This window comes from Microbacterium sp. AK031 (assembly GCF_024807145.1).
GTDB lineage: Bacteria > Actinomycetota > Actinomycetes > Actinomycetales > Microbacteriaceae > Microbacterium.
This window is the reverse complement of sequence record NZ_JANUCA010000004.1, coordinates 217,083-236,113: the sequence shown is the minus strand read 5'-3', so window position 1 is coordinate 236,113 and position 19,031 is coordinate 217,083. Positions and strand designations below refer to the sequence as shown.

At 60.7% G+C, this 19,031-nt stretch carries 16 protein-coding genes, 1 tRNA gene and 1 pseudogene; 16 read left to right on the top strand and 2 right to left on the bottom strand.

The features are described from left to right. From HDC95_RS10575 to HDC95_RS10560, 4 genes are all read left to right on the top strand, one after another. The coding region (locus HDC95_RS10575; protein ID WP_310503251.1) for an enolase C-terminal domain-like protein at positions 1-626 on the top strand (626 nt) is incomplete at its 5' end. After that, positions 616-1,194: a gluconokinase gene (locus HDC95_RS10570; protein WP_259063418.1), complete on the top strand. Its 579-nt coding sequence runs from the start codon at positions 616-618 to the stop codon at positions 1,192-1,194. The genes HDC95_RS10575 and HDC95_RS10570, both read left to right, overlap by 11 nt. A 37-nt stretch (positions 1,195-1,231) precedes the next feature. After that, a tRNA-Ser gene (locus HDC95_RS10565) sits at positions 1,232-1,320 on the top strand. Between the two features lie 258 nt (positions 1,321-1,578). Further along, a complete protein-coding gene (locus HDC95_RS10560) occupies positions 1,579-1,827 on the top strand; it encodes a helix-turn-helix domain-containing protein (protein ID WP_259063417.1) in 249 nt (82 codons plus the stop codon). A gap of 132 nt (positions 1,828-1,959) precedes the next feature. On the opposite strand, the gene HDC95_RS10555 is transcribed toward HDC95_RS10560, so the two are convergent. Further along, on the bottom strand, positions 1,960-3,246 hold the full coding sequence (locus HDC95_RS10555) for an APC family permease (RefSeq protein WP_259063416.1): 1,287 nt from the start codon (positions 3,244-3,246) through the stop codon (positions 1,960-1,962). 347 nt (positions 3,247-3,593) lie between these two features. Between HDC95_RS10555 and trpS the strand changes: the two are divergent. Next, positions 3,594-4,633, top strand: a pseudogene (trpS, locus tag HDC95_RS10550) (tryptophan--tRNA ligase). A 176-nt stretch (positions 4,634-4,809) separates the two neighbouring features. Here trpS and HDC95_RS10545 read toward each other — a convergent pair. After that, positions 4,810-5,739 carry a LysR substrate-binding domain-containing protein gene (locus tag HDC95_RS10545; RefSeq protein ID WP_259063415.1) on the bottom strand — a complete coding sequence of 310 codons (930 nt, stop codon included), beginning with the start codon at positions 5,737-5,739 and terminating at the stop codon, positions 4,810-4,812. 28 nt (positions 5,740-5,767) lie between these two features. On the opposite strand from HDC95_RS10545, the gene HDC95_RS10540 reads away from it, so the two are divergent. The 11 genes from HDC95_RS10540 to HDC95_RS10490 all read left to right on the top strand — a co-directional run bounded on the left by HDC95_RS10540 (position 5,768) and on the right by HDC95_RS10490 (position 19,012). Continuing rightward, positions 5,768-7,273, top strand: a complete 1,506-nt coding sequence (locus tag HDC95_RS10540) for a sulfatase-like hydrolase/transferase (protein ID WP_259063414.1) — start codon at positions 5,768-5,770, stop codon at positions 7,271-7,273. Between the two features lie 2 nt (positions 7,274-7,275). Beyond that, complete coding sequence (locus HDC95_RS10535) at positions 7,276-8,751, top strand: sulfatase-like hydrolase/transferase (protein ID WP_259063413.1); 1,476 nt, start codon at positions 7,276-7,278, stop codon at positions 8,749-8,751. 58 nt (positions 8,752-8,809) lie between these two features. Then, positions 8,810-10,081: an alpha-L-fucosidase gene (locus HDC95_RS10530; protein ID WP_259063412.1), complete on the top strand. Its 1,272-nt coding sequence runs from the start codon at positions 8,810-8,812 to the stop codon at positions 10,079-10,081. Continuing rightward, entirely contained in the window at positions 10,078-11,472 is a 1,395-nt protein-coding gene (locus HDC95_RS10525) for a sulfatase-like hydrolase/transferase (RefSeq protein WP_259063411.1), read from the top strand. Before HDC95_RS10530 ends, HDC95_RS10525 begins: the two co-directional genes overlap by 4 nt. 104 nt (positions 11,473-11,576) lie before the next feature. Further along, on the top strand, positions 11,577-12,911 hold the full coding sequence (locus HDC95_RS10520; RefSeq protein ID WP_259063410.1) for an ABC transporter substrate-binding protein: 1,335 nt from the start codon (positions 11,577-11,579) through the stop codon (positions 12,909-12,911). Continuing rightward, positions 12,908-13,885, top strand: coding sequence for a carbohydrate ABC transporter permease (locus HDC95_RS10515; RefSeq protein WP_259063409.1), 978 nt, complete (start codon positions 12,908-12,910; stop codon positions 13,883-13,885). Before HDC95_RS10520 ends, HDC95_RS10515 begins: the two co-directional genes overlap by 4 nt. 1 nt (position 13,886) lies before the next feature. Continuing rightward, positions 13,887-14,828 carry a carbohydrate ABC transporter permease gene (locus HDC95_RS10510; protein WP_259063408.1) on the top strand — a complete coding sequence of 314 codons (942 nt, stop codon included), beginning with the start codon at positions 13,887-13,889 and terminating at the stop codon, positions 14,826-14,828. 52 nt (positions 14,829-14,880) lie between these two features. After that, a complete protein-coding gene (locus HDC95_RS10505) occupies positions 14,881-15,930 on the top strand; it encodes an enolase C-terminal domain-like protein (protein WP_259063429.1) in 1,050 nt (349 codons plus the stop codon). After that, complete coding sequence (locus HDC95_RS10500; RefSeq protein ID WP_259063407.1) at positions 15,927-16,922, top strand: Gfo/Idh/MocA family protein; 996 nt, start codon at positions 15,927-15,929, stop codon at positions 16,920-16,922. Before HDC95_RS10505 ends, HDC95_RS10500 begins: the two co-directional genes overlap by 4 nt. A 202-nt stretch (positions 16,923-17,124) precedes the next feature. Beyond that, positions 17,125-17,346, top strand: a complete 222-nt coding sequence (locus tag HDC95_RS10495) for a hypothetical protein (RefSeq protein WP_259063406.1) — start codon at positions 17,125-17,127, stop codon at positions 17,344-17,346. Positions 17,347-17,461: 115 nt separating this feature from the next. Then, entirely contained in the window at positions 17,462-19,012 is a 1,551-nt protein-coding gene (locus HDC95_RS10490; RefSeq protein ID WP_259063405.1) for an arylsulfatase, read from the top strand. Positions 19,013-19,031: the final 19 nt, after the last annotated feature.

Sequence of the window (19,031 nt, the reverse complement as noted above, 5' to 3'; positions counted from 1 at the left end):
AGGCTGTGCGGGGTGAGTTCGGGCCGGAGTTGCCGTTGTTGCATGACGGGCATCATCGGATGACGCCGATCCAGGCCGCACGGCTGGGTAAGGACGTGGAGCCGTATGACCTGTTCTGGTTGGAGGATTGCACGCCGGCGGAGAATCAGGAGGCGCTGCGTCTGGTGCGTCAGCACACGACGACGCCGTTGGCGATCGGGGAGGTCTTCAACACGGTGTGGGACTTCAAGGACCTGATCCGTGAGCAGCTGATCGACTATGTGCGTGGCGCTGTCACTCACATGGGTGGGATCACGGCGCTGAAGAAGACGATCGATTATGCGGCGCAGTATCAGATCAAGTCGGGCTTCCACGGGCCGACGGACATCTCGCCGGTCGGCATGGCCGCGCAGATGCATCTCGGGCTCAGCATCCACAACTTCGGCATCCAGGAGTACATGCCGCACGGTGATAGGACGAACCAGGTCTTCCAGCAGTCCTTCACCTGGGAGAACGGCCTTCTTCACCCGGGCGACCAGCCGGGGCTCGGCGTCACACTCGACGTCGACGAGGCGGGCAAGTACCCGTATGAACAGGCCTACCTGCCCTACAACCGCCTCGCCGACGGCACCATCCATGACTGGTGATCCACCTGTCGTCGTGATGGGCGTCTCCGCCTCGGGCAAGTCCACTCTGGCGGAGGCGCTCGCGACGGAGAGGGGTGCCGAGTATGTGGATGCCGATGATCTGCATCCGGAAGCGAATGTGCGCAAGATGTCGGCGGGAATGCCGCTCGACGACGCCGATCGGATGCCATGGCTCGACGTCGTCGGAGCACGATTGGCGAGGCCCGGTGGCAACGTGGTCATCGCGTGCTCTGCGCTGAAGCGCAGCTACCGTGACCGGTTGCGCGCCGAGGCACCGGATGCTGTCTTCGTGCACCTGCACGGAGACAGGGAGGCGCTGCTGCTGCGTGCGGCACAGAGACCTGGCCATTTCATGCCGGCCGCTCTGCTCGATTCTCAGATCGCAACGCTCGAGGCGCTGCAGCCGGACGAGGGCGGCCTGGTCGTGGATATCGGAATGCCGGTTGCGGATGCTGTCGAGCGGATCGAGTCCTGGTTGGGTGCCCGGTACGCGCGCAGCAGCCTCCATGCTTCATCGCTGCCGGTCAACGGACGCCTGGTTCGTTCCGGTTCCGCTGACCCGTTATGATGGAAGCACGCGTTCGTGCTCTTCGAGTCGGATGCATGGAGACGTCGCATAGTCCGGCCTAGTGCACCACCCTGCTAAGGTGGAGACCTCGCAAGGGGTCCAGGGGTTCAAATCCCCTCGTCTCCGCCGAAAAACCCCCGGTAAAACGGGGGTTTCTGCGTTGATCCTATTAGGGGCATGGCTGCGGAATTGCATTCCAATTGAGCCAAGTGTCCCCCCAGGTGTCCCCCGAAATGTCAGGGTGGTGCACCTTCTTTTGTTGAGGGGTGCAACACCCTTGCTGATTTCACCCTTGTACGGTGGCGCACTCTTATCGATGCTGGAGTAGTTTCCGATGCCATCGGGCTGGTGCCTCGATATGCCCGTCCCGTAAACAGTGGCTATGTGGAGGACCCCATTGAGACCCTCGCGAACATGATGCAGGCGTCCCTCATCGGCCACCTGCGGAAGAACCCCGGCCTCACGCGGGCAGAGATCGCCGAGGCTCTCGAAGTCCCCAAGATGACCGTCGCGAACGGCATCGAGAGGCTGATGGATGCTGGGCTCAGCATCGCTGACCCCAGCGTGACGTTGCGATCCGCGGCCACCGGATTCGATACATGGTCGACGACGCGCAGGTCACCGAAATGGTGATGCGACTGCATCAGGTGCTGGGGGAGATTTAGGCCTGTGTGACCGCGCCTGTAGCCTGCGTTGGGCGCACCAACTCATTCATCTCCTGCCGTGATTTGCACAGATGTGCGACCAATGCTTCAGCTTGCAGTATCAGGTTGCGCGATCGCGGCGGGCGACCACAATTGCTTGCGCCCCGAAGATTGCCGCGGCGACGCAGGCGGCGACGATGACCGTTGGGAGGCTTGAGTGGGCCTTGAGCACCGTAAAGGGCACCAGGATGGCTATGTCGGATGCGATGGTCAACGCGGGTAGTAGCCATTTCGCGTGGATTTTTTCGCGTAGACGAGCGATAACTCCCCACTGCACGGCGATGTCCATGGTGAGGTAGAGGATCACGCCCATGGAGGCAATCTGGCTCAAGTCCAGCAGTGCGGTGACCATGATGGCGAGACCGGCCGTGATGAGCAGCGGTTGATGTGTGACTTTCTTCGGCAGTGATGGGGCCTGGCCCATGTCTTGCAGCATCCCGTACAACCGCGACACCGAAAACAGGCTCGCGAGCAATCCCGAGAGTGTTGCGACGACGACGATGACCACGGTGAGCCCCACACCCCATGCACCGAAGAGAGGTTCGGCTGCTTCGGCGAGGGCGTAGTCGCGGGCGTTGGCGGCGCCTTCAGCGCCGATGCTCGCGGCGACGGACAGGGTGATGAGCAGGTAGAGCGCTGCGCATATGGCGAGCGAGATGATGATCGAGCGGGCGATGTTCTGCTTGGCATCACGGATATCGTCACCCTGATTGGTGATGGTCGTGAACCCTTTGTATGCCAGCACACACAAGGCGATACCAGCAAGGAATCCGAACGGATCTACTGGATTGCCAGAGGACTTCGCGAAGATGCCGTCGCCCGCCACAGCGGCCGCGGCCAGGCCCGCGATGGCGAGGACTGCAATGCCGATGATCTTGACGATGGCCGTGCTCATTGCCGATTTCTCGACAAGGGAGTTTCCGACGAGGTTCACGATAGCCGCCGCGGCGATCGCAACGACGCCGAGAATCGGTACCAGCGCAACTGAGTCTTGCAATCCGAATGGTCGCAAAAGATACGTGCCGAACGTGCGAGCCAACAAACTCTCCGCGGTCACCATCGAGACGTACATAAAGAGTGTGAAGGAACCCGCGACAACACCTGAGCCGTATGCATCCTTCAATAACATCGCTATTCCGCCCGCAGACGGATTGACGCTCGAATAGCGCGCATACGCGTACGAGCTCGCCGCTGCCACGCCGGCGCCGGCCAGAAATGCCATCGGGAACCAGTCGCCTGCGAACCCCGCGACCTGCCCGACGAGGGCGAAGATCCCGGCGCCGATCATCACTCCCGTGCCGAGTGAGATTGATCCCGCCAATGAGATCTTCTCGTCGTTGTCGGCCACGCTGTGCTCCTTCACTAGTTATCAAGTAGTTTCCGCTAGGCCGCTACTAGGTACCGTAGGGGGGTATCCCATTGTGCGGGACAGGTGCCACTGCCGCAAGGCCCTCGCTAGCTATCGATTCGCGTCGCGCCTGAGTCCGCTCCGCTTGCGGAATACCTGGAAGGCGGAATGGCTCTGTGTGTTCTGGTCTTGGTTCCGGGCTGCGGTAGTATCTCGTTCATGAACTTCAACCGTTCCGCTTGGTGGTGGCTGCGATAGCAGCCGGTTGAAGTATGTCCACGGGCTGCACGGCAGCTCGTGGAACGGCCCGAGTACTCCGTGTAGCTCCCAATCATCGGGAGACACAAATGGAGTCCTTCATCGCAACTGCGCAACGCTCGGCAGAGGTCGCGGCACTCGTGGCCGAGCACCCCGAACAGTTTCGAGTCCTCACGGGTGAACGGCCGACCGGGCCGCTGCATCTGGGCCACTACTTTGGCACCATCAGGGAACGGGTGCGTCTGCAGCAGGCCGGTGTCGAGATGTTCCTCGTGCTCGCTGACTATCAGGTCATCACCGACCGAGACACGATGATTCACGTTCGCGAGAACGTCTATAGTGCTGTGCTCGACTATCTCGCCGCAGGCATCGACCCAGAACGGACGACCATTTTTACCCACTCGTCAGTGCCGGCGCTGAATCAGTTGATGCTGCCGTTCCTGAGCTTGGTCTCCGAGGCCGAACTGCATCGCAATCCGACCGTCAAAGTGGAACTCGCGGCGTCCGGGCGCGCGTTGAGCGGGTTGCTCTTGACCTATCCGGTACACCAGGCGGCCGACATTCTGTTCTGCAAAGGCAATCTCGTGCCCGTCGGCAAGGACAACCTCCCGCATGTGGAGATGACTCGCGTGATCGCCCGACGGTTCAACGAGCGGTATGGGGATGTCTTCCCCGTTCCGGATGCGTTGCTCACGTCGACGCCCGAGGTTCCAGGCTTGGACGGTCGGAAGATGTCGAAGAGCTACGGGAACGCGATCGCGTTATCGATGACACCGGACGAGACAGTTGCGGTGATTCGTCAGACTCGGACCGATCAGGACCGGCGGATCAGTTTCGATCCCGAGGGCAGGCCTGGCGTCTCCGCGCTGTTGTCGACGGCCGCGCTGTGCCTCGGTGTCGAGCCCACCGAGTTAGCCGACGAGATCGGTGATGGCGGCAGTAACGCCCTGAAAGCCATGACAGCGACAGCCGTGAACGACTTCTTGGAACCGTTGCGCGTGAGGCGCAAGCCTTCGCCGCGGACGAGGATCTCGTGCGTGCGATTCTTCGCCACGGCAATGCGGCTGCGAACACTTCGGCGGAGGCAACCCTGGCACAGGTGCGCGAAGCGATGGGGACGATCTACTAAGTTTCGGGTCAGACCGGGTCGGTGAGTCGTCGGGTGTGGGTGAGGCGATAGGTGTCCCCGACCGGCCGGAAATCTCGACCATTGCCCAAGAGCACATAGTTGCCGGCATAGACCCCGGCTGCGTTTCGCGTTTTCCGATGTGCGCCAGGGTGACGATGCGGTCACTGGGTGCGCGGCTATAAGCCCGCGCCCTGAGTTGACGCGTGGCTGCCCCACTGGCGAATTCGCTGTTCAACAGTTGGTGAATCCGCAAGGAAACGATCGACGATGGGCGGCCTGTGCCAGCGGCGATACGCGAGCCAGAGTGTCGCATCGAGATCGGCGGCAAGAGGGATGCAGCGCACTCCGGCACGAATGATTGAGCTGTTGCTCTCGGCCTGCAGTGTGACACCAATTCCGGCGGCAACGAGAGCCAACTGTGACTCAAGCGAGGTTCCGTAGCCGGTGATGCGGGGGGTAAAGCCAGCCCGCTGGCACCCCGAGATGATGAGGTCGTAATAAGAGGGGCCGTGGTAGCGCGGCCAGAGAATGAAGTCTTCCGCTGCCAATTCGTGAAGACGAACGCGCTCTCGGGCCGCGAGCGGATGGGAGTCAGGCAGGTAGACGACGAACTGTTCGTCCAACAACCTGCGAGAGGCGACGAGTTGCTCATTGCTTATTGACCGAACAACTCCGAGGTCTAGGGAGCCGGCGAGAATCTCTCGCTCAAGGGTGGCGCTGTTGGAGTGATGGTGCAGTTCCACGACGAGTCCCTGGGTTGTTGCGCGGAAACCTGAGATCATCTCGGGCAACGGGCCGTTGGCCCCTGCGCCCAGCGTGCCGATGACCAGATGAGCGTTGATTCCGAGGGGTGCGTCACGCACGATCTCTTCAGCGCGTAGAGCCTCTGAGAGTGTCCGACGACAACCTTCCAAGAACAGCTCTCCGACGGGGGAAAGGCTCACCTCGCGGCTCGTGCGCACGACAAGTTCGGCACCCATCTCGGCCTCGAGCTTCGACAGCAACTGGCTCAGAGCGGGTTGCGAAACACCTAGAGACTCGGCCGCTCTACCGAAGTGCAGATTGTCGGCGAGTGCCACGAAGGCGCGCATCTGTCGAAGGTCCATAAGTACACTTTATCGAATTAGAAGTTGAGTGGGATTGATCTATCGGTTTAGATTGGGCAACCTACTGAAGACAAAGATTGTCGCAATCAACCCGGCAGGCGCGATGCCGCTCGCTGCGAGAGGACTGATCCTGATGCCCAACGGTGCGAAGCAGCCGAGCGTGCGCAGGCCCAACGTTGTCTTGATATTCATGGATGATCAAGCGTTCCGAACGATCGGATCGCTCAATAATCCAGAAATCCACACGCCGAATCTCGATGCCCTCATCAGTCGTGGAACCACCTTCACGCACGCGTTCAATCAGGGCTCATGGGTGCCCGCGGTGTGCGTGGCATCGCGGGCAATGCTTATCACCGGGATGAGCCTCTTTCACGCGCACGACCGGCTCGAAGAGTCTTCGCTGCTCGGTCAGCATCTCAGTCAGTGCGGCTACCGGACGTTCTTCACCGGTAAATGGCACAACGGTCGGAACTCACTCGATCGAAGCTACGACCAAGTGGGACCGTGGGCCGGAGGCATTAACGCCGACGGGTTCAGCCCGGATAACCCCGTTTACAGAAGGCCTTCAGAGGGAAACCCGTGGCGACCTGACGACACTAGTCAAGGGCGCCATTGGATGCAGGCCGACGGCGTGGTCGTGCACAGCAGTGAACTATGGACGAACGCAGCTGTCGATTTCATCGAGCATGCGGCAACGGAAGACCAGCCATTCTTCTTGCACCTGGCGTATCACGCGCCGCACGACCCTCGGCAGACCTATCCCGAGTTCCTTGACCTCTATCCCATCGACGACATCGAAGTTCCGCCGAACTTTCAGCCGCAGCATCCATTTGATCAGGGCGACGCGCTGATTCGGGACGAGCAACTTGCGCCCTTCCCGCGCACTGAAGAGGCAGTCCGGTTGCACCGCTCCGAGTATTACGCGATTCTCACCCACGCCGACCAGCAGATCGGTCGCGTCCTCGAAGCGGTGGATGCGCGGGGACTCACAGAAGACACCATCATCGTGTTCTCAAGCGACCACGGCCTCGCGGTCGGCGAGCACGGACTAATGGGAAAGCAGAATCAGTACGACCATTCCGTCAGGGTGCCGCTCATTTTCGCGGGTGCGGGCGTTCCAACGGGTGAGACCCTCGATGCTCTCGTGTATCAGAGCAGCATATTTCCGACGGTCTGCGATTTGCTTGAGGTTCCCTCGCCGCAATCGGTGGAGTTTCCGTCGCTAGTCCCACTCATGTCCCGTGCGGCTGACTCGGTACATACCAGCATCTTCGGTGCGTATCGACACCTCCAGCGGATGGTGCGAACGCGCTCGCACAAGCTAATTGCCTACCCCGAGCAGTCTCGCTTTCAGCTGTTTGACCTGACAGCTGACCCGTGGGAAACCGACGACCTCAGCGGCGATGTTGCGCACAAAGAACTGATAGACGAGCTACGGCATGAGATCGAACGTTGGCAACTCAGCATCGACGACGACCTTGACATCACGCGCGCGTTTGCCGTCAACGACGCGTGCACTTCGGAGGTGAGCTGATCATGTCGAGACCGAATGTGGTTGTGATCATGGCCGATCAGCTCAAGGCGACAGCATTGCCTCAGTATGGCAACCCGTATGTGCTCGCGCCGTCTCTCGATCGTCTTGCTGATCAAGGAGTTCGGTATGACCTGGCGTTCACGCCGCACCCCCTCTGCACCCCCTCCCGAGTATCGCTATGGACGGGCGCGTATCCGCACAATCACGGTGTGCGAACGAACGAACTGACAGCTCCGCGCGACCGAGACAACTACTTGCGTGCGTTCCATCGCGCTGGCTACAACCTTGCGCTACTGGGCAAGAATCACTGTTTCGGCGCAGACGACCTTCGACTATTCGATGTCTACAAAGACTTCAGTCATACCGGCCGCACGGACGGCGGCGATGAACGCGACACGAGGTTCCGGCGGTGGATGAGTGACGCGAACTATTCCCAGCTCTGGGAAGCGCGGACAGCTCCCCTCGCAGCCGGAGACTGCCCAGCGGCGCGTGTGACCGAAGAGTCCTGCCGATTCATTGAGTCCACGACGGAGCCGTTCTTGCTTTGGATGTCGTTGCCTGAGCCGCATGAGCCGTATCATGCTCCCGAACCGTTCGCCTCGATGTATGACCCGGACGAGATTCAGATCCCCGCCTGGGAAGCGACAGAAGCAGCCGACGAGCCAGTGCGTCGACGGCTCTATCGTGAGTTGTGCGGCTTCGCTGGTATCGATGACCGCGCGTTGCGCGAGGCAGTCGCGATGTACTACGCCATGATCAGCTTCGTTGATTCTTGTGTGGGGCGTGTTCTCGACACTCTCGAGCGGTTCGGGCGGCATCGCGACACGATCGTCGTCTTCGTATCGGACCACGGTGATTTCGGTGGTGAGCGAGGACTGATGGTCAAATGCAATTCGCTTGTCGATGCGCTCACGCGGATTCCATTGTTGATCAGCGTTCCAGGCGCTGCTGGCGCCGGAACCGTAGTGGATGACCCCGTGAGCTTGATCGACGTGATGCCGACGCTTGCGCGTTTGGCAGGAATGGAGACGATCGAAGAGAGCAGAGGGCGGAATCTGCCAGGACTTGAGCTCGCAACGCAGCCGAGGAGCGCGGTCTTTGCCGAGTACGGTGCCGGGGCCACACCGATGACTTACCACACCGGCGTTGATGCGGCAGGCGCTCTGCCCGTCACGCTTCGGCCACTTTTGCGCGCGGCAGAGGCTGAAGGTCGCCCAAAGATGGTGCGCACGAGTCGGTGGAAGTACATCTACGACCCGCTCGATCCGATCGACGAGCTATACGACCTGGCAGTGGACCCGTTTGAGCTGCACAATCTGGCTGCCGATCCCGACTTCTCAGAAGTTATCGCAGACATGCGGCACCAGCTGCTGGATTGGTCGATCAACACAGAAGATGCTCGTCCGGTGCCGCTGTACTTTTCCGCGTCTGACCTGGCGCCCACCAGCGACGCACACTTTGCGCCGTTTGGAGGGTGAATCCGTGAATGCCGAAATTTTGACCAAGACTAATCGCCCCCAAAGTGAGGACACCCCTATGACCGAGATCCCAGATGTTGGACAGATCACCTTCGCGCAGGACCCGCAATCACAGGGCAATCCCGCCCTGGGGTGGTTCCGCGAGGCCCGGTTCGGGATGTTCGTGCACTGGGGCGTCTACGCGATTCCCGCCGGGCACTGGAACGGAAAACCCACACCCCACATGGGGGAGTGGATCATGCACGACATGAAGATTCCCGCCGAAGAATACAAGCAACTGGCCGCTTCTTTCGACCCGAACGACTTCGACGCAACGGAGCTCGTCGACCTGGCCGTGCGTGCGGGGCAGCGCTACTTGGTTCTCACTGCGAAGCATCACGACGGCTTTTGCTTGTGGAACACCGAACTGACAACTTTCAGTTCAACGGTTGAAGCGCCCCTCGGGCGTGACATCGTCGGGGAGATCTCACAGGCGTGTCGTGAGCGCGGCGTCAAGTTCGGTCTGTACTACTCACAAACCCAGGATTGGACGCATCCGGATGCCGCGGGCAACGACTGGGATTTCGATCCCGAAACAAAAGACTTCGAGGGTTATCTGCAGGAGTACGTGAAGCCCCAACTGACGGAGCTACTCACTGGCTACGGTGAGATCGCGCTGATCTGGTTCGATACGCCCCAAGGGATCACCGCGCAGCAGAGCCGCGATCTCGTCGAGCACGTACACAAGCTGCAGCCCTACTGTCTCGTCAACGGACGCGTCGGCAACGGACTGGGGGACTACGGTCAAACGCGAGACAACGAGATGCCCGACGAACCAGCGGGTGACTGGGAAACCCCAGTCACCGGCAACGGCACGTGGGGGTTCACCGACAATACCGAGTGGAAGAGCGCGCAAGAGATTGCCGTGACGATCGCGAAGGCCGTCTCGCGTGGCGGAAACGTGCTTCTGAACGTGGGGCCCGATAGCCACGGTGCCGTACCTTCGGCTCAGGTCGCTGAGCTCGAGGCGATCGGAGGCTGGTTGCAGCGCTGTGGTGCGTCCATCTATGAAACACGTCGCGGTCCATTCCGTGCACTCGAGTGGGGTTGGAGCACTGCTTCGAGCGATCACGTTTACCTACTCGTGGAGAATTGGCCCGTGCAGGGCGATCTGGTGCTGCCGGCGGGTGTCTCGGTCGACTCTGCCCGGCTGCTGACAGATGCGGGCGCCACCTCGCTCGGGGTGCATGATGCTCCAGGCGGCGCCGTTTTGAGCCTGACCGGGGTCGAGCCCGATGCGGTTCTGTCAGTAATCGAGCTCACGGGTGCACGAGAGGTAGCGCCGCTATGAGTCGTCCAAACATCCTGCAGATCGTGGCCGATGACCTTGGTTTTGGCGACATCGGCTGCTTCAACTTCGGAATGACAGAGACTCCCGGATTGGACAGCTTGTTCCGGGAGGGTGTCGAACTGAGCCAGCACTATTCAGCATCGCCGGTCTGCGCACCGGCTCGGGCTGCGTTGCTCACCGGACGATACTCGCATCGAACCGGTGCCATTGACACTCTTGACGGTCGCGGACTGGACAGAATCGCCCTAGATGAGGACACTCTCGCAGACTGCCTTCGAACGTCCGGTTACGCGACTGGGCTCATCGGAAAGTGGCATAGCGGTGCTCTCGATGATCAATACCACCCGACGAATCGAGGATTCAGTGAGTTCGTTGGTTTCCAAGGCGGCTGGATGGACTACTGGGACTGGACCATTCAGAAGAATGGCACAGCGGTGCGCACTGACGGCCGCTACCTCACGGATGTGTGGACAGATGAGGCAGTCGACTTTCTTCAGGCGCACAGCGACGAACCGTTTTACTTGCATTTGGCCTACAACGCACCGCACGCACCGTTTCAGGCCCCCGAAGGTACAGATAAAAAGCACCTAGAACGTGGCAACAATCCTGCCGTCGCCACGTTGTACGCGATGGTCGAGGCGATGGATGCTGGAATCGTTCGCGTTCTGGCGGAGCTTGATCGACTCGGCCTGCGCGACAACACGCTGGTCATGTTCACGAGCGACAACGGGCCGCAAATGCGGGGGCACGGGCCACAAGCAACCGACCGCTTCAACTGCGGATTTCGCGGCTCGAAAGGACATACCTACGAAGGTGGGATTCGTGTGCCCGGTATTGTTCGTTGGCCCAACGGAATCGAAGGTGGGCGCCGTGTCGATGACATGGTGCACTTCACAGACTGGTACCCGACGATCCTTGCGGCTACGGAGACGTCGACCGTGAATGCCGACCTCGCTCGTGACGGTGAGAACGTGTTGCCCATTCTGCGTGGCGACGCGGGTGCAGTTGCTGAACAACGTTTCTGGCAATGGAATCGATATCGACCAGTTGGAGTGTGCAACGCGGCGATGCGTGACGGGCACTGGAAGCTCGTGCTGCCCGAGATCACGGCGGCAATGCATGTGACACCGGACGACCTTGAGATGGATCGTGCTCTGAGGTACGAGCCCGAGCAGTTTTCCCAGATCCGCACCGGCCCGTTGCCACCGATGCCGCGGGTGCAGCCTGGTGAGGTGTGCCCCGAGCTTTACAACCTGGCGATAGATCCTTTAGAACTCAACGATCTCGCTCAGGAGGAGCCGGGTCGCGTTGAAGCGATGCGTGCGCAACTTGAAACGTGGTTTCTCGAGGTCAATAGGCCGGAGGTCGAAGCGATTTTCATGCCGACTTAAACGTTTCCACCAATCCTGACCAGACTCTCAACACCCACGACAACACATCACACCGATCCCAGCGTTGGGGTCATCCCTGCAGATATCAACGAAGAGGAACTGCCATGAAGAAACTGCAATCCAACAAGTCCTGGCGAAAGGTCGCTATCGCAACGCTGAGCGCAACTGCGATCGGCGCGCTACTGAGCGGGTGCGCAGTCGGCGGCACGACGACCGAAGCCGTTGACCAGGCTGAAGGAGACGCCACACTCGTCGTCTGGACCGATGCGATCCGCCTTCCCTTATTCGAGGCGTATCAAGAGGCACACCCCGAGGTGACTCTGGAGATTGAGACCCTCGATAGCTCTCCCGACGAATTGGCATCGAAAATCTTGCTCGCCAACACTTCTGGCCAGGGATGGCCCGATGTTCTTGCCACTGCTGCATCTGCAGCGAGTTCACTTGCAGGTGACCCGTACGACTTCGCGCTTGACCTCACGTCGCTCGTCGACCCAGAAATCGTTGGGGACTTCTCGCAAGGAACACTTGATCCGTGCACGGTGGGAGACGAACTCATCTGTCTGCGAGGTGACTTCGCGCCGGGCGTGCTCTGGTACAACCCGAACCTGATGAAAGAGTTCGGATACTCGGTCCCCACGACCTGGGAAGAGTTCCAAGCCACTGGCGAGAAGCTGGCTGAAGAGCACCCTGGTTACGTCGTCGGCAGCGCCAGCAACCCTTGGGACGACTTGACATACTACTCAGCAGCGGAGTGCCCTGGTCCGGAGTTCACCGGTGTGGACACCGTGACGGTCGATCTGAACGATCCGAACTGCACGCGAGTGACTGAAATGATCGACAGCATGCTCGAGGTCGATGCGTTTGCCCGAACGGCCGTCGTTGATCCCCAGTTCGCACAGGACTACGGCACCCCTGAAAAGGTCCTCATGATGATGGGGCCCATCTGGTACGGACAGAACGTTTACGCCAACTCATTCGACGCTGCTCCTGGCACGCTTTCGTTCGCAGCTCCTCCCAAGTGGGAGGCCGATGCCGAGGCGCACACCGGTGACATCGGCGGCCGCGCGTATGTCGTGTCGAGCCACAGCGAGTACCAGCAGGCGGCGGCTGACTTGGTGACGTGGGTCACAACAGGACCTTTCCTCGCCACAGAGGCTTCCACGACGTTGCCTTCGTACGAGCCGATGCAGGGCGCCTGGCTTGACCGCAACATCGAGGATGGCACGTTCACCGCGGTGGATACTCCGCTCGACGAGGTGCTGGCGACTGCGGTCGATGGCATCTGGACAGGCTTGACCTACAAGCAGGCCAACTCTGAGACTTACCGTTCGGTCGTTTCGGCAGCCCTCGGAACAGGAAAGTCGATGACCGAGACTGTTCCGGAATGGGAGACGCGACTGGTTCAGAACCTTGAGGCTGCTGGTTGGGAAGTCGAATGATGTCGACCTCGCAGAGCCCCGCGCTCGCCGTAGCGCCGAGCGCGGGGCCGGAGACACATGGCCCCGCGCTCGCGCGTTCCACACGTGGCGGAAGGAGGGCACCGGGCGGCGCTTCGCGAGGGATAACCCTCTCGTCCTACCTTTTTCTCGCGCCGTATCTCCTGCTGGTGATCGGTTTCGGCCTTGTGCCAGCGATCTATGCCGTCGTCATCTCGTTCAGCGGACCGGATGGGGGATTCGCGGGATTCGACGCCTACGTGCAGACATTTCAGGACTTCCGCTATGCCGATGCGTTCGTGAATATCGGCATCTACGCGTTTTTCTTCATTGCGCCTTCGATGATCATTTCGATCGGCATCGCGCTACTCCTGCAAGGGCGATCTGCGCGCGCTGGCTCCGGATTCCGGTTCGCGTATTACCTGCCACAGGCGCTCGTCGGCGCGGCCGGAGTCGTGGTGTGGATCTTCATGCTGAACCCGGCGACGAGTCCCGTTGGCGGGCTCATGAACGCCTTCGGACTTGAGAACATCTTCCAGGTGCTCACACCAGCGACCGTCCCCCCGGTGCTGGCGATGATCGCCGTATGGACCTCCGCGAATGCGATTCTGCTGATGTATGCGGCGCTCACATCCATCCCTGCGGAAATTCTGGAAGCTGCACGAATCGACGGCGCCGGCTCGTGGACCACGGCCATGCAGATCAAGCTTCCGATGCTGAGAAAGTGGATCGGCTACACACTGATCCTCAATATCGCCGCGGCGACACAGCTCTTCGTTGAGCCGCAGATCCTCGCCAGCGCGACGGGTGGAGCCATCGGTGATGACTTCTCTCCGCTGCAGTTGACCTACACGTTCGCCTATACCTACGGAAACTTTCCCGCAGCCGCGGCGCTGTCCGTCCAGCTGCTTGCCATCGCCGGAATTCTTGCCGCTGTCGTCCTGCGAAAGACCGACATGTTCCGGGTGGAGATCTGACATGACATATGCAATGAAAACGGAGTCCATCCGGACTCCTCCCCCTGAGATAAACACGGGGAAGAAGTCACCGTTCGGACCGGCGACAGCTCGCGCCGTCGCATGGTTCGTGCTGCTCGCATGGGCAGCCTTCTCGTTGATTCCGATCATCTGGTTGCTGCTGGCGGTCACCAAGTCCAACGCGCAACTGCAGAACGATTTCCCGTTCTCGTTCGGCAGTTTCGGGAATATCTCGACCGCGTGGGCAAACCTGCAAGGCTACGACGGCGGCGTCGTCGCGGATTGGATCGGAAACTCGGTCCTGCTCACGGTCGGCGGTATCTTCCTGGCGGTCATCACGACGGTACCAGCGGGCTATGCACTCGGAACGCGAGAGTTTCCCGGGCGCAAAGCAATACTGATGGTCAGCTTACTGCTTATGCTTGTGCCGGCGTCGGCGCTCGTGCTGCCGCTGTTCCTCGAGATGACGACGCTCGGACTTGTCGGGCATCCACTTTCGGTCATCTTGCCTCTGGGTGTCTTCCCCTTCGGTATCTACATGTCGTTCATCTACTTCAGCACGACGGTAGACAAAGACATCTATTCGGCCGCGCGACTTGACGGGTGCAGCGAGTTTCAGGTGTTCCTGAGAGTCGCGGTGCCACTGGCCAAGCCCATCGTCGTCCTGATCGCCTTCTTCGCCTTCATGCGCAACTGGACTGAGTATTTCCTTCCGTTCGTCATGCTGGGAGGTCCACAGCAGCCGCTGCCCGTCGGGCTTGCGACACTGGCGAGCAACGTCCCGCAGCTCAACCCGTTGTCCGCCCAGGCCGCCGATGTCGGCTTGCCCGAACTGATTCTCGCAACCATCATTTCGATGGCCCCCGTCATGATCGTCTTGATCGTGGCTCAGCGGACCGTGCTCCGCAGCGCAGATCTAATGGGGGGAGGGCTTCGTGGTTGAAGCTGCAGAAGAAAGCTCGTCAGCCGATCGCATCGCTTCGGTAGAGGTTGTGATGGTGCAGTCTCCTGGCGTTTCACCGTCATTCCTCTGGCGGGACGGGCTGCCCGGTTCGGATCCAGCGGGGGTCGGTGCCTGGCTTGTGCTTACCACTGAGTCAGGGCTACGCGGGTATGCCTTCGCCCAGCGAGGGGTGATCTTGAACGACATCGTTGATCGGCGTTTGCGTGCGGAGCTGATCGGCCATGATGCGCTGGCGCGAGAGTACCTATGGCGGCGGGTGTGGGAAATCGACCGCATCGAACACATCCCGCTGCACCTGATGGGAACGGTTGACATCGCCCTATGGGATATCGGGGCGAAAGCGGCGGGAGTACCGCTTTACAAACTTCTGGGATCGTTTCGAGAAGCGATACCGGCGTACGCGTCAACAGCAACGTTTGGCGACATTGCGGAGTACATGGACGTCGCAGACCAATGCCGCGAGCTCGGGTACTCCGCGATCAAGCTCCATGCTTGGGGGCACGCTCGAAAGGATGCTGCGCTCGCGGCGGCGCTTCGGTCGCGCATGGGAGACGAACTGGATCTCATGTATGACGGCTCCGCTGGATTCGACCTGGCTGATGCCGTCTATCTAGGACGTGCGCTAGCTGATGAAGGCTACCTCTGGTACGAGGAGCCGATGCGCGAGTTCAGCGTTTCGGCCTACGCCGCGCTTGCGCGCCGTGTCGAGATTCCTCTGCTCATCGCAGAAACCAGCCCCGGTGCACATATGAACACGGCCGACTTCATCGCGTCCGGATGTGCAACAGCTGTTCGTACGAGTTCGGCGCTCAAAGGAGGAGTGACTGGGGCGATGCGCATCGCGCACCTCGCGGATTCGTTCTTGCTTCGTGCAGAGGTTCATGGCGGCGGCTTGGTGAACACGCATTTGTGCATGGCGATCCCCAACACGACCTACTACGAGTCGCTCGTTCCGCATCGCCAGGTTGCGCGAGAAAGCGTTGTAGGCTCGGACGGATTTGTGCGCGCGAGTGGCACCATCGGTGTCGGATGGGAGTCGGCCTGGCAAGAGTTCGGCCCGCCGAAGGGAATCACTCTGTGAAGAATGAGACGGCTGTCGATGGATCAGTTGCGGTGACGCGAATTGGGCTGCTAGGCGCTTCAGGTATCGCACCGCGCGCGATCATCACCCCGTCCAAGCGACGCACCGATGCATTGATCGTGGCGGTAGCCTCTCGGAGCGAAGCTTCAGATTACGCGCAGCGCCACGGCATCGCCCGGGTGCATGCGGACTACCAGGCCTTGATCGACGACGCTGAAGTCGATCTGGTTTATATCGCGCTGCCACCCTCGGAACATGCGCGTTGGACGATCGCTGCGTTAGAAGCGGGCAAGGACGTGCTGTGCGAAAAGCCCTTCGCGATGAATGCCATTGAGGCAGGTGCGGTCGCTCAGGCGGTGGAGCGCACCGGGCGCCGCGTCGTAGAAGCGTTTCACGACTACTACCACCCGCTGTTTCAGTGGGTGCGCGAGTTCGTTGCGTCCGGCGAGCTCGGCTCCATCGATGCCGTCACCGCGGAGTTCAACGCGGAGATTCCGTTTGATCGCTCATCGATCCGTCATGTGCCAGAACTAGGCGGTGGCGCGCTGATGGATCTCGGGTGCTATCCCCTTCATTGGCTTCGTTCGCTGTTCGGCGAGCCAGCAGTGTTGGAGGCGAGCGCAGAATTGAACCCATTGGGCGCGGACCTGTCGATAGTCGCCCGGCTGGACTTCGGCGATGGGATTGAAGCAAGCCTGGGTGCAAGCATGGCCCCAGGCATCGAGTTCGGCGCGTTCCTGCATATTGTGGGCTCGAAGGCGACATTGCATGTCGACAATCTTGTGTTCCCTTCTGGAGGTCATTCCATTGTTGTCACGAGCGACGGTCTCGACTACACGTCGACTGTCGCCGGACAGGAAACGTACGATCACCAACTAGCCGCGGTGCTCGATGCGTTTCGCACGGGTGAGTCGCTCGCGACAGAAATCGAAGACTCTGTGCGGACAATGCGAGTGATCGACGACATTTATCGCGTTGCAGGGGTTCGCTGACAATGAGCCTTTCGAGCAGGTTGATGGGCCAGGTAGAGGTGGCACGCTCGGGGGTGTGGTTGTGATGGGACGAAGCGAACGACGCCAGGTACGTGCGAAGAATTTGCGAACACTTGAGTACCTCTCGACGTCGCTGAACGTAGTCGAACGGACACCCGGCCGTCGCTGAATCCGCGTGGCCCGCCTTCTTTTTCCTTTTGTCATGCTTGCAGATGATCGAACCTTCACTCTGCAGATCGGACTGAAGAACTTGCTGGAGTCGACCGGTGTGATCAATGTGTCACCGGGACAATCCACTTTGCCGATCCACGCCCCCGAGGCGGCGCTGGCGGGGCTAATCACTGTCGGACCGATTCTGCTCGTCTTTCTCTTCGCTCAGAGCTTTCTGACGTCGGGTCAGTTGGCCGACGCGGAGAAAGGATGAGCGACGGACTGAGCCGAACAACTAGCGGCTCGTCGCGGATACCTTTCCGATTGTCGCCCACGGACGCCCCGGCTAGCGCCCACAGATCGATCGAATAGGAAGTTGAATGAATCGCATGACCACGGACCGCCATGCGCGACGAAATGCGCAGCCCAATATCGTTCTGATTCTCGCCGACGATATGGGCTGGGGGGACCTCGGTTGCTATGGCGCGAGTGCGATCTCGACGCCGCGTATGGACGCGGTGGCAAGCGCGGGGGTGCGATTTACTGACGCGCACTCGTCCTCTGCGGTTTGCTCCCCTAGCCGCTATTCGATCCTGACCGGGCGCTACGCGTGGCGCAGTCCGATGAAACAGCACGTGCTGCATAGCTACGCGCCGGCGATCATCGAAACCAGTCGTCCCACCATCGCTTCTGAACTGCAGGCGAGCGGCTATTCGACCGGGGTCTTCGGGAAGTGGCACCTGGGTCTGGATTGGACGCGCACCGACGGCACGCGGGTGACCGCGTTCGGCGAGCACGCCGATCTCGATATACTCGACCGTCCTGATCAGTATCCCGTCGAGGACATCGATCATGCGCAACCCTTCGCAGGTGGTCCGTGCGACCTCGGCTTCGATCGGTTCTTCGGTATCGCGGGGTCGTTGAACATGCCACCCTCGGCCTTCTTGTCGCAGGACCGCACGGTCGGTGTGCCCACCTTGCCGCGGGACATCTACATGGCCGGCCAGAACCCTGGGTTGAAGGTGGAGGGGTGGCGTGATGACGAGGCGGACCTCCGATTCACGTCGGAGGCAGTGGATTGGATGAAAGAGTGTGCTGGCGAGGAGGAGCCGTTCTTCCTGTTCCTCTCCACAGCTGCGCCGCACCGTCCGTGCGTTCCACCGGCACGTTTTCATGGACTGTCACAGGCGGGGATGCGCGGAGACGCGGTCTGTCTCGTGGACTGGATGGTAGGGGAGATCGACGACACGCTCGCCGAGCTCGGCATCGCCGACGACACGATCGTGATCATCACCAGCGACAACGGTGCGCCGATGATCTTCCCCGAGGATGGGGACACGGAGCATCATCGACCAAATGGCCCGTACCGCGGGCAGAAGGGCGACATCTGGGACGGTGGACATCGTGAGCCGCTCATTGTGCGCTGGCCAGCCGGCTTGGAGGCGGGACTCGTGCGCGACGATCTCATTTGCCTGTCCGACCTGTATCCGACGATTCTGGCGGCGGCCGGCCTGTCGCCTTCGAGCGGCGCGGCAGAAGATGCCGTTGACATCTTCGCGCGACTAGACAGTTCCGATCCGCGGCCACGAGGTCTGCCCGTCGTACACCACAGCATGGGAGGTGCGTTCGCGCTGCGGATAGATCAGTACAAGGTGAATTTCTGCACGGAGTCCGGTCGCGGCTTCTCGGCACGGATCAGGGACGACGGCGGAGCGAACCGTGCCATCTTCTCTGCCAGTAGCCGGGAAGACGGCACTGTCTACAACGCCAAGCACCCCATTGGCCGCATCTACGACATCGACGCCGACCCGCAGGAGACCACCGACCTGTGGGACCAGCGCCCCGACCTGGCGGCTCAAGCACACCGAATGCTCTGCGAGATCACCGCAGGCGCCGACAGCGGCTTTACCTGTGGCATCGGTCCGAGTGTCGCACGGTAACGAGGAGCCTAACGGGTTG

Bases quoted from the DNA above. Each gene is read 5' to 3' on its own strand.
- HDC95_RS10520 (WP_259063410.1), top strand. From the start codon at position 11,577: ATGAAGAAACTGCAATCCAACAAGTCCTGGCGAAAGGTCGCTATCGCA.
- HDC95_RS10545 (WP_259063415.1), bottom strand. From the start codon at position 5,739: ATGGACCTTCGACAGATGCGCGCCTTCGTGGCACTCGCCGACAATCTG.
- HDC95_RS10505 (WP_259063429.1), top strand. From the start codon at position 14,881: ATGGTGCAGTCTCCTGGCGTTTCACCGTCATTCCTCTGGCGGGACGGG.
- HDC95_RS10510 (WP_259063408.1), top strand. From the start codon at position 13,887: ATGACATATGCAATGAAAACGGAGTCCATCCGGACTCCTCCCCCTGAG.
- HDC95_RS10530 (WP_259063412.1), top strand. From the start codon at position 8,810: ATGACCGAGATCCCAGATGTTGGACAGATCACCTTCGCGCAGGACCCG.
- HDC95_RS10525 (WP_259063411.1), top strand. From the start codon at position 10,078: ATGAGTCGTCCAAACATCCTGCAGATCGTGGCCGATGACCTTGGTTTT.
- HDC95_RS10515 (WP_259063409.1), top strand. From the start codon at position 12,908: ATGATGTCGACCTCGCAGAGCCCCGCGCTCGCCGTAGCGCCGAGCGCG.
- HDC95_RS10535 (WP_259063413.1), top strand. From the start codon at position 7,276: ATGTCGAGACCGAATGTGGTTGTGATCATGGCCGATCAGCTCAAGGCG.
- HDC95_RS10490 (WP_259063405.1), top strand. From the start codon at position 17,462: ATGACCACGGACCGCCATGCGCGACGAAATGCGCAGCCCAATATCGTT.
- HDC95_RS10570 (WP_259063418.1), top strand. From the start codon at position 616: ATGACTGGTGATCCACCTGTCGTCGTGATGGGCGTCTCCGCCTCGGGC.
- HDC95_RS10495 (WP_259063406.1), top strand. From the start codon at position 17,125: ATGCTTGCAGATGATCGAACCTTCACTCTGCAGATCGGACTGAAGAAC.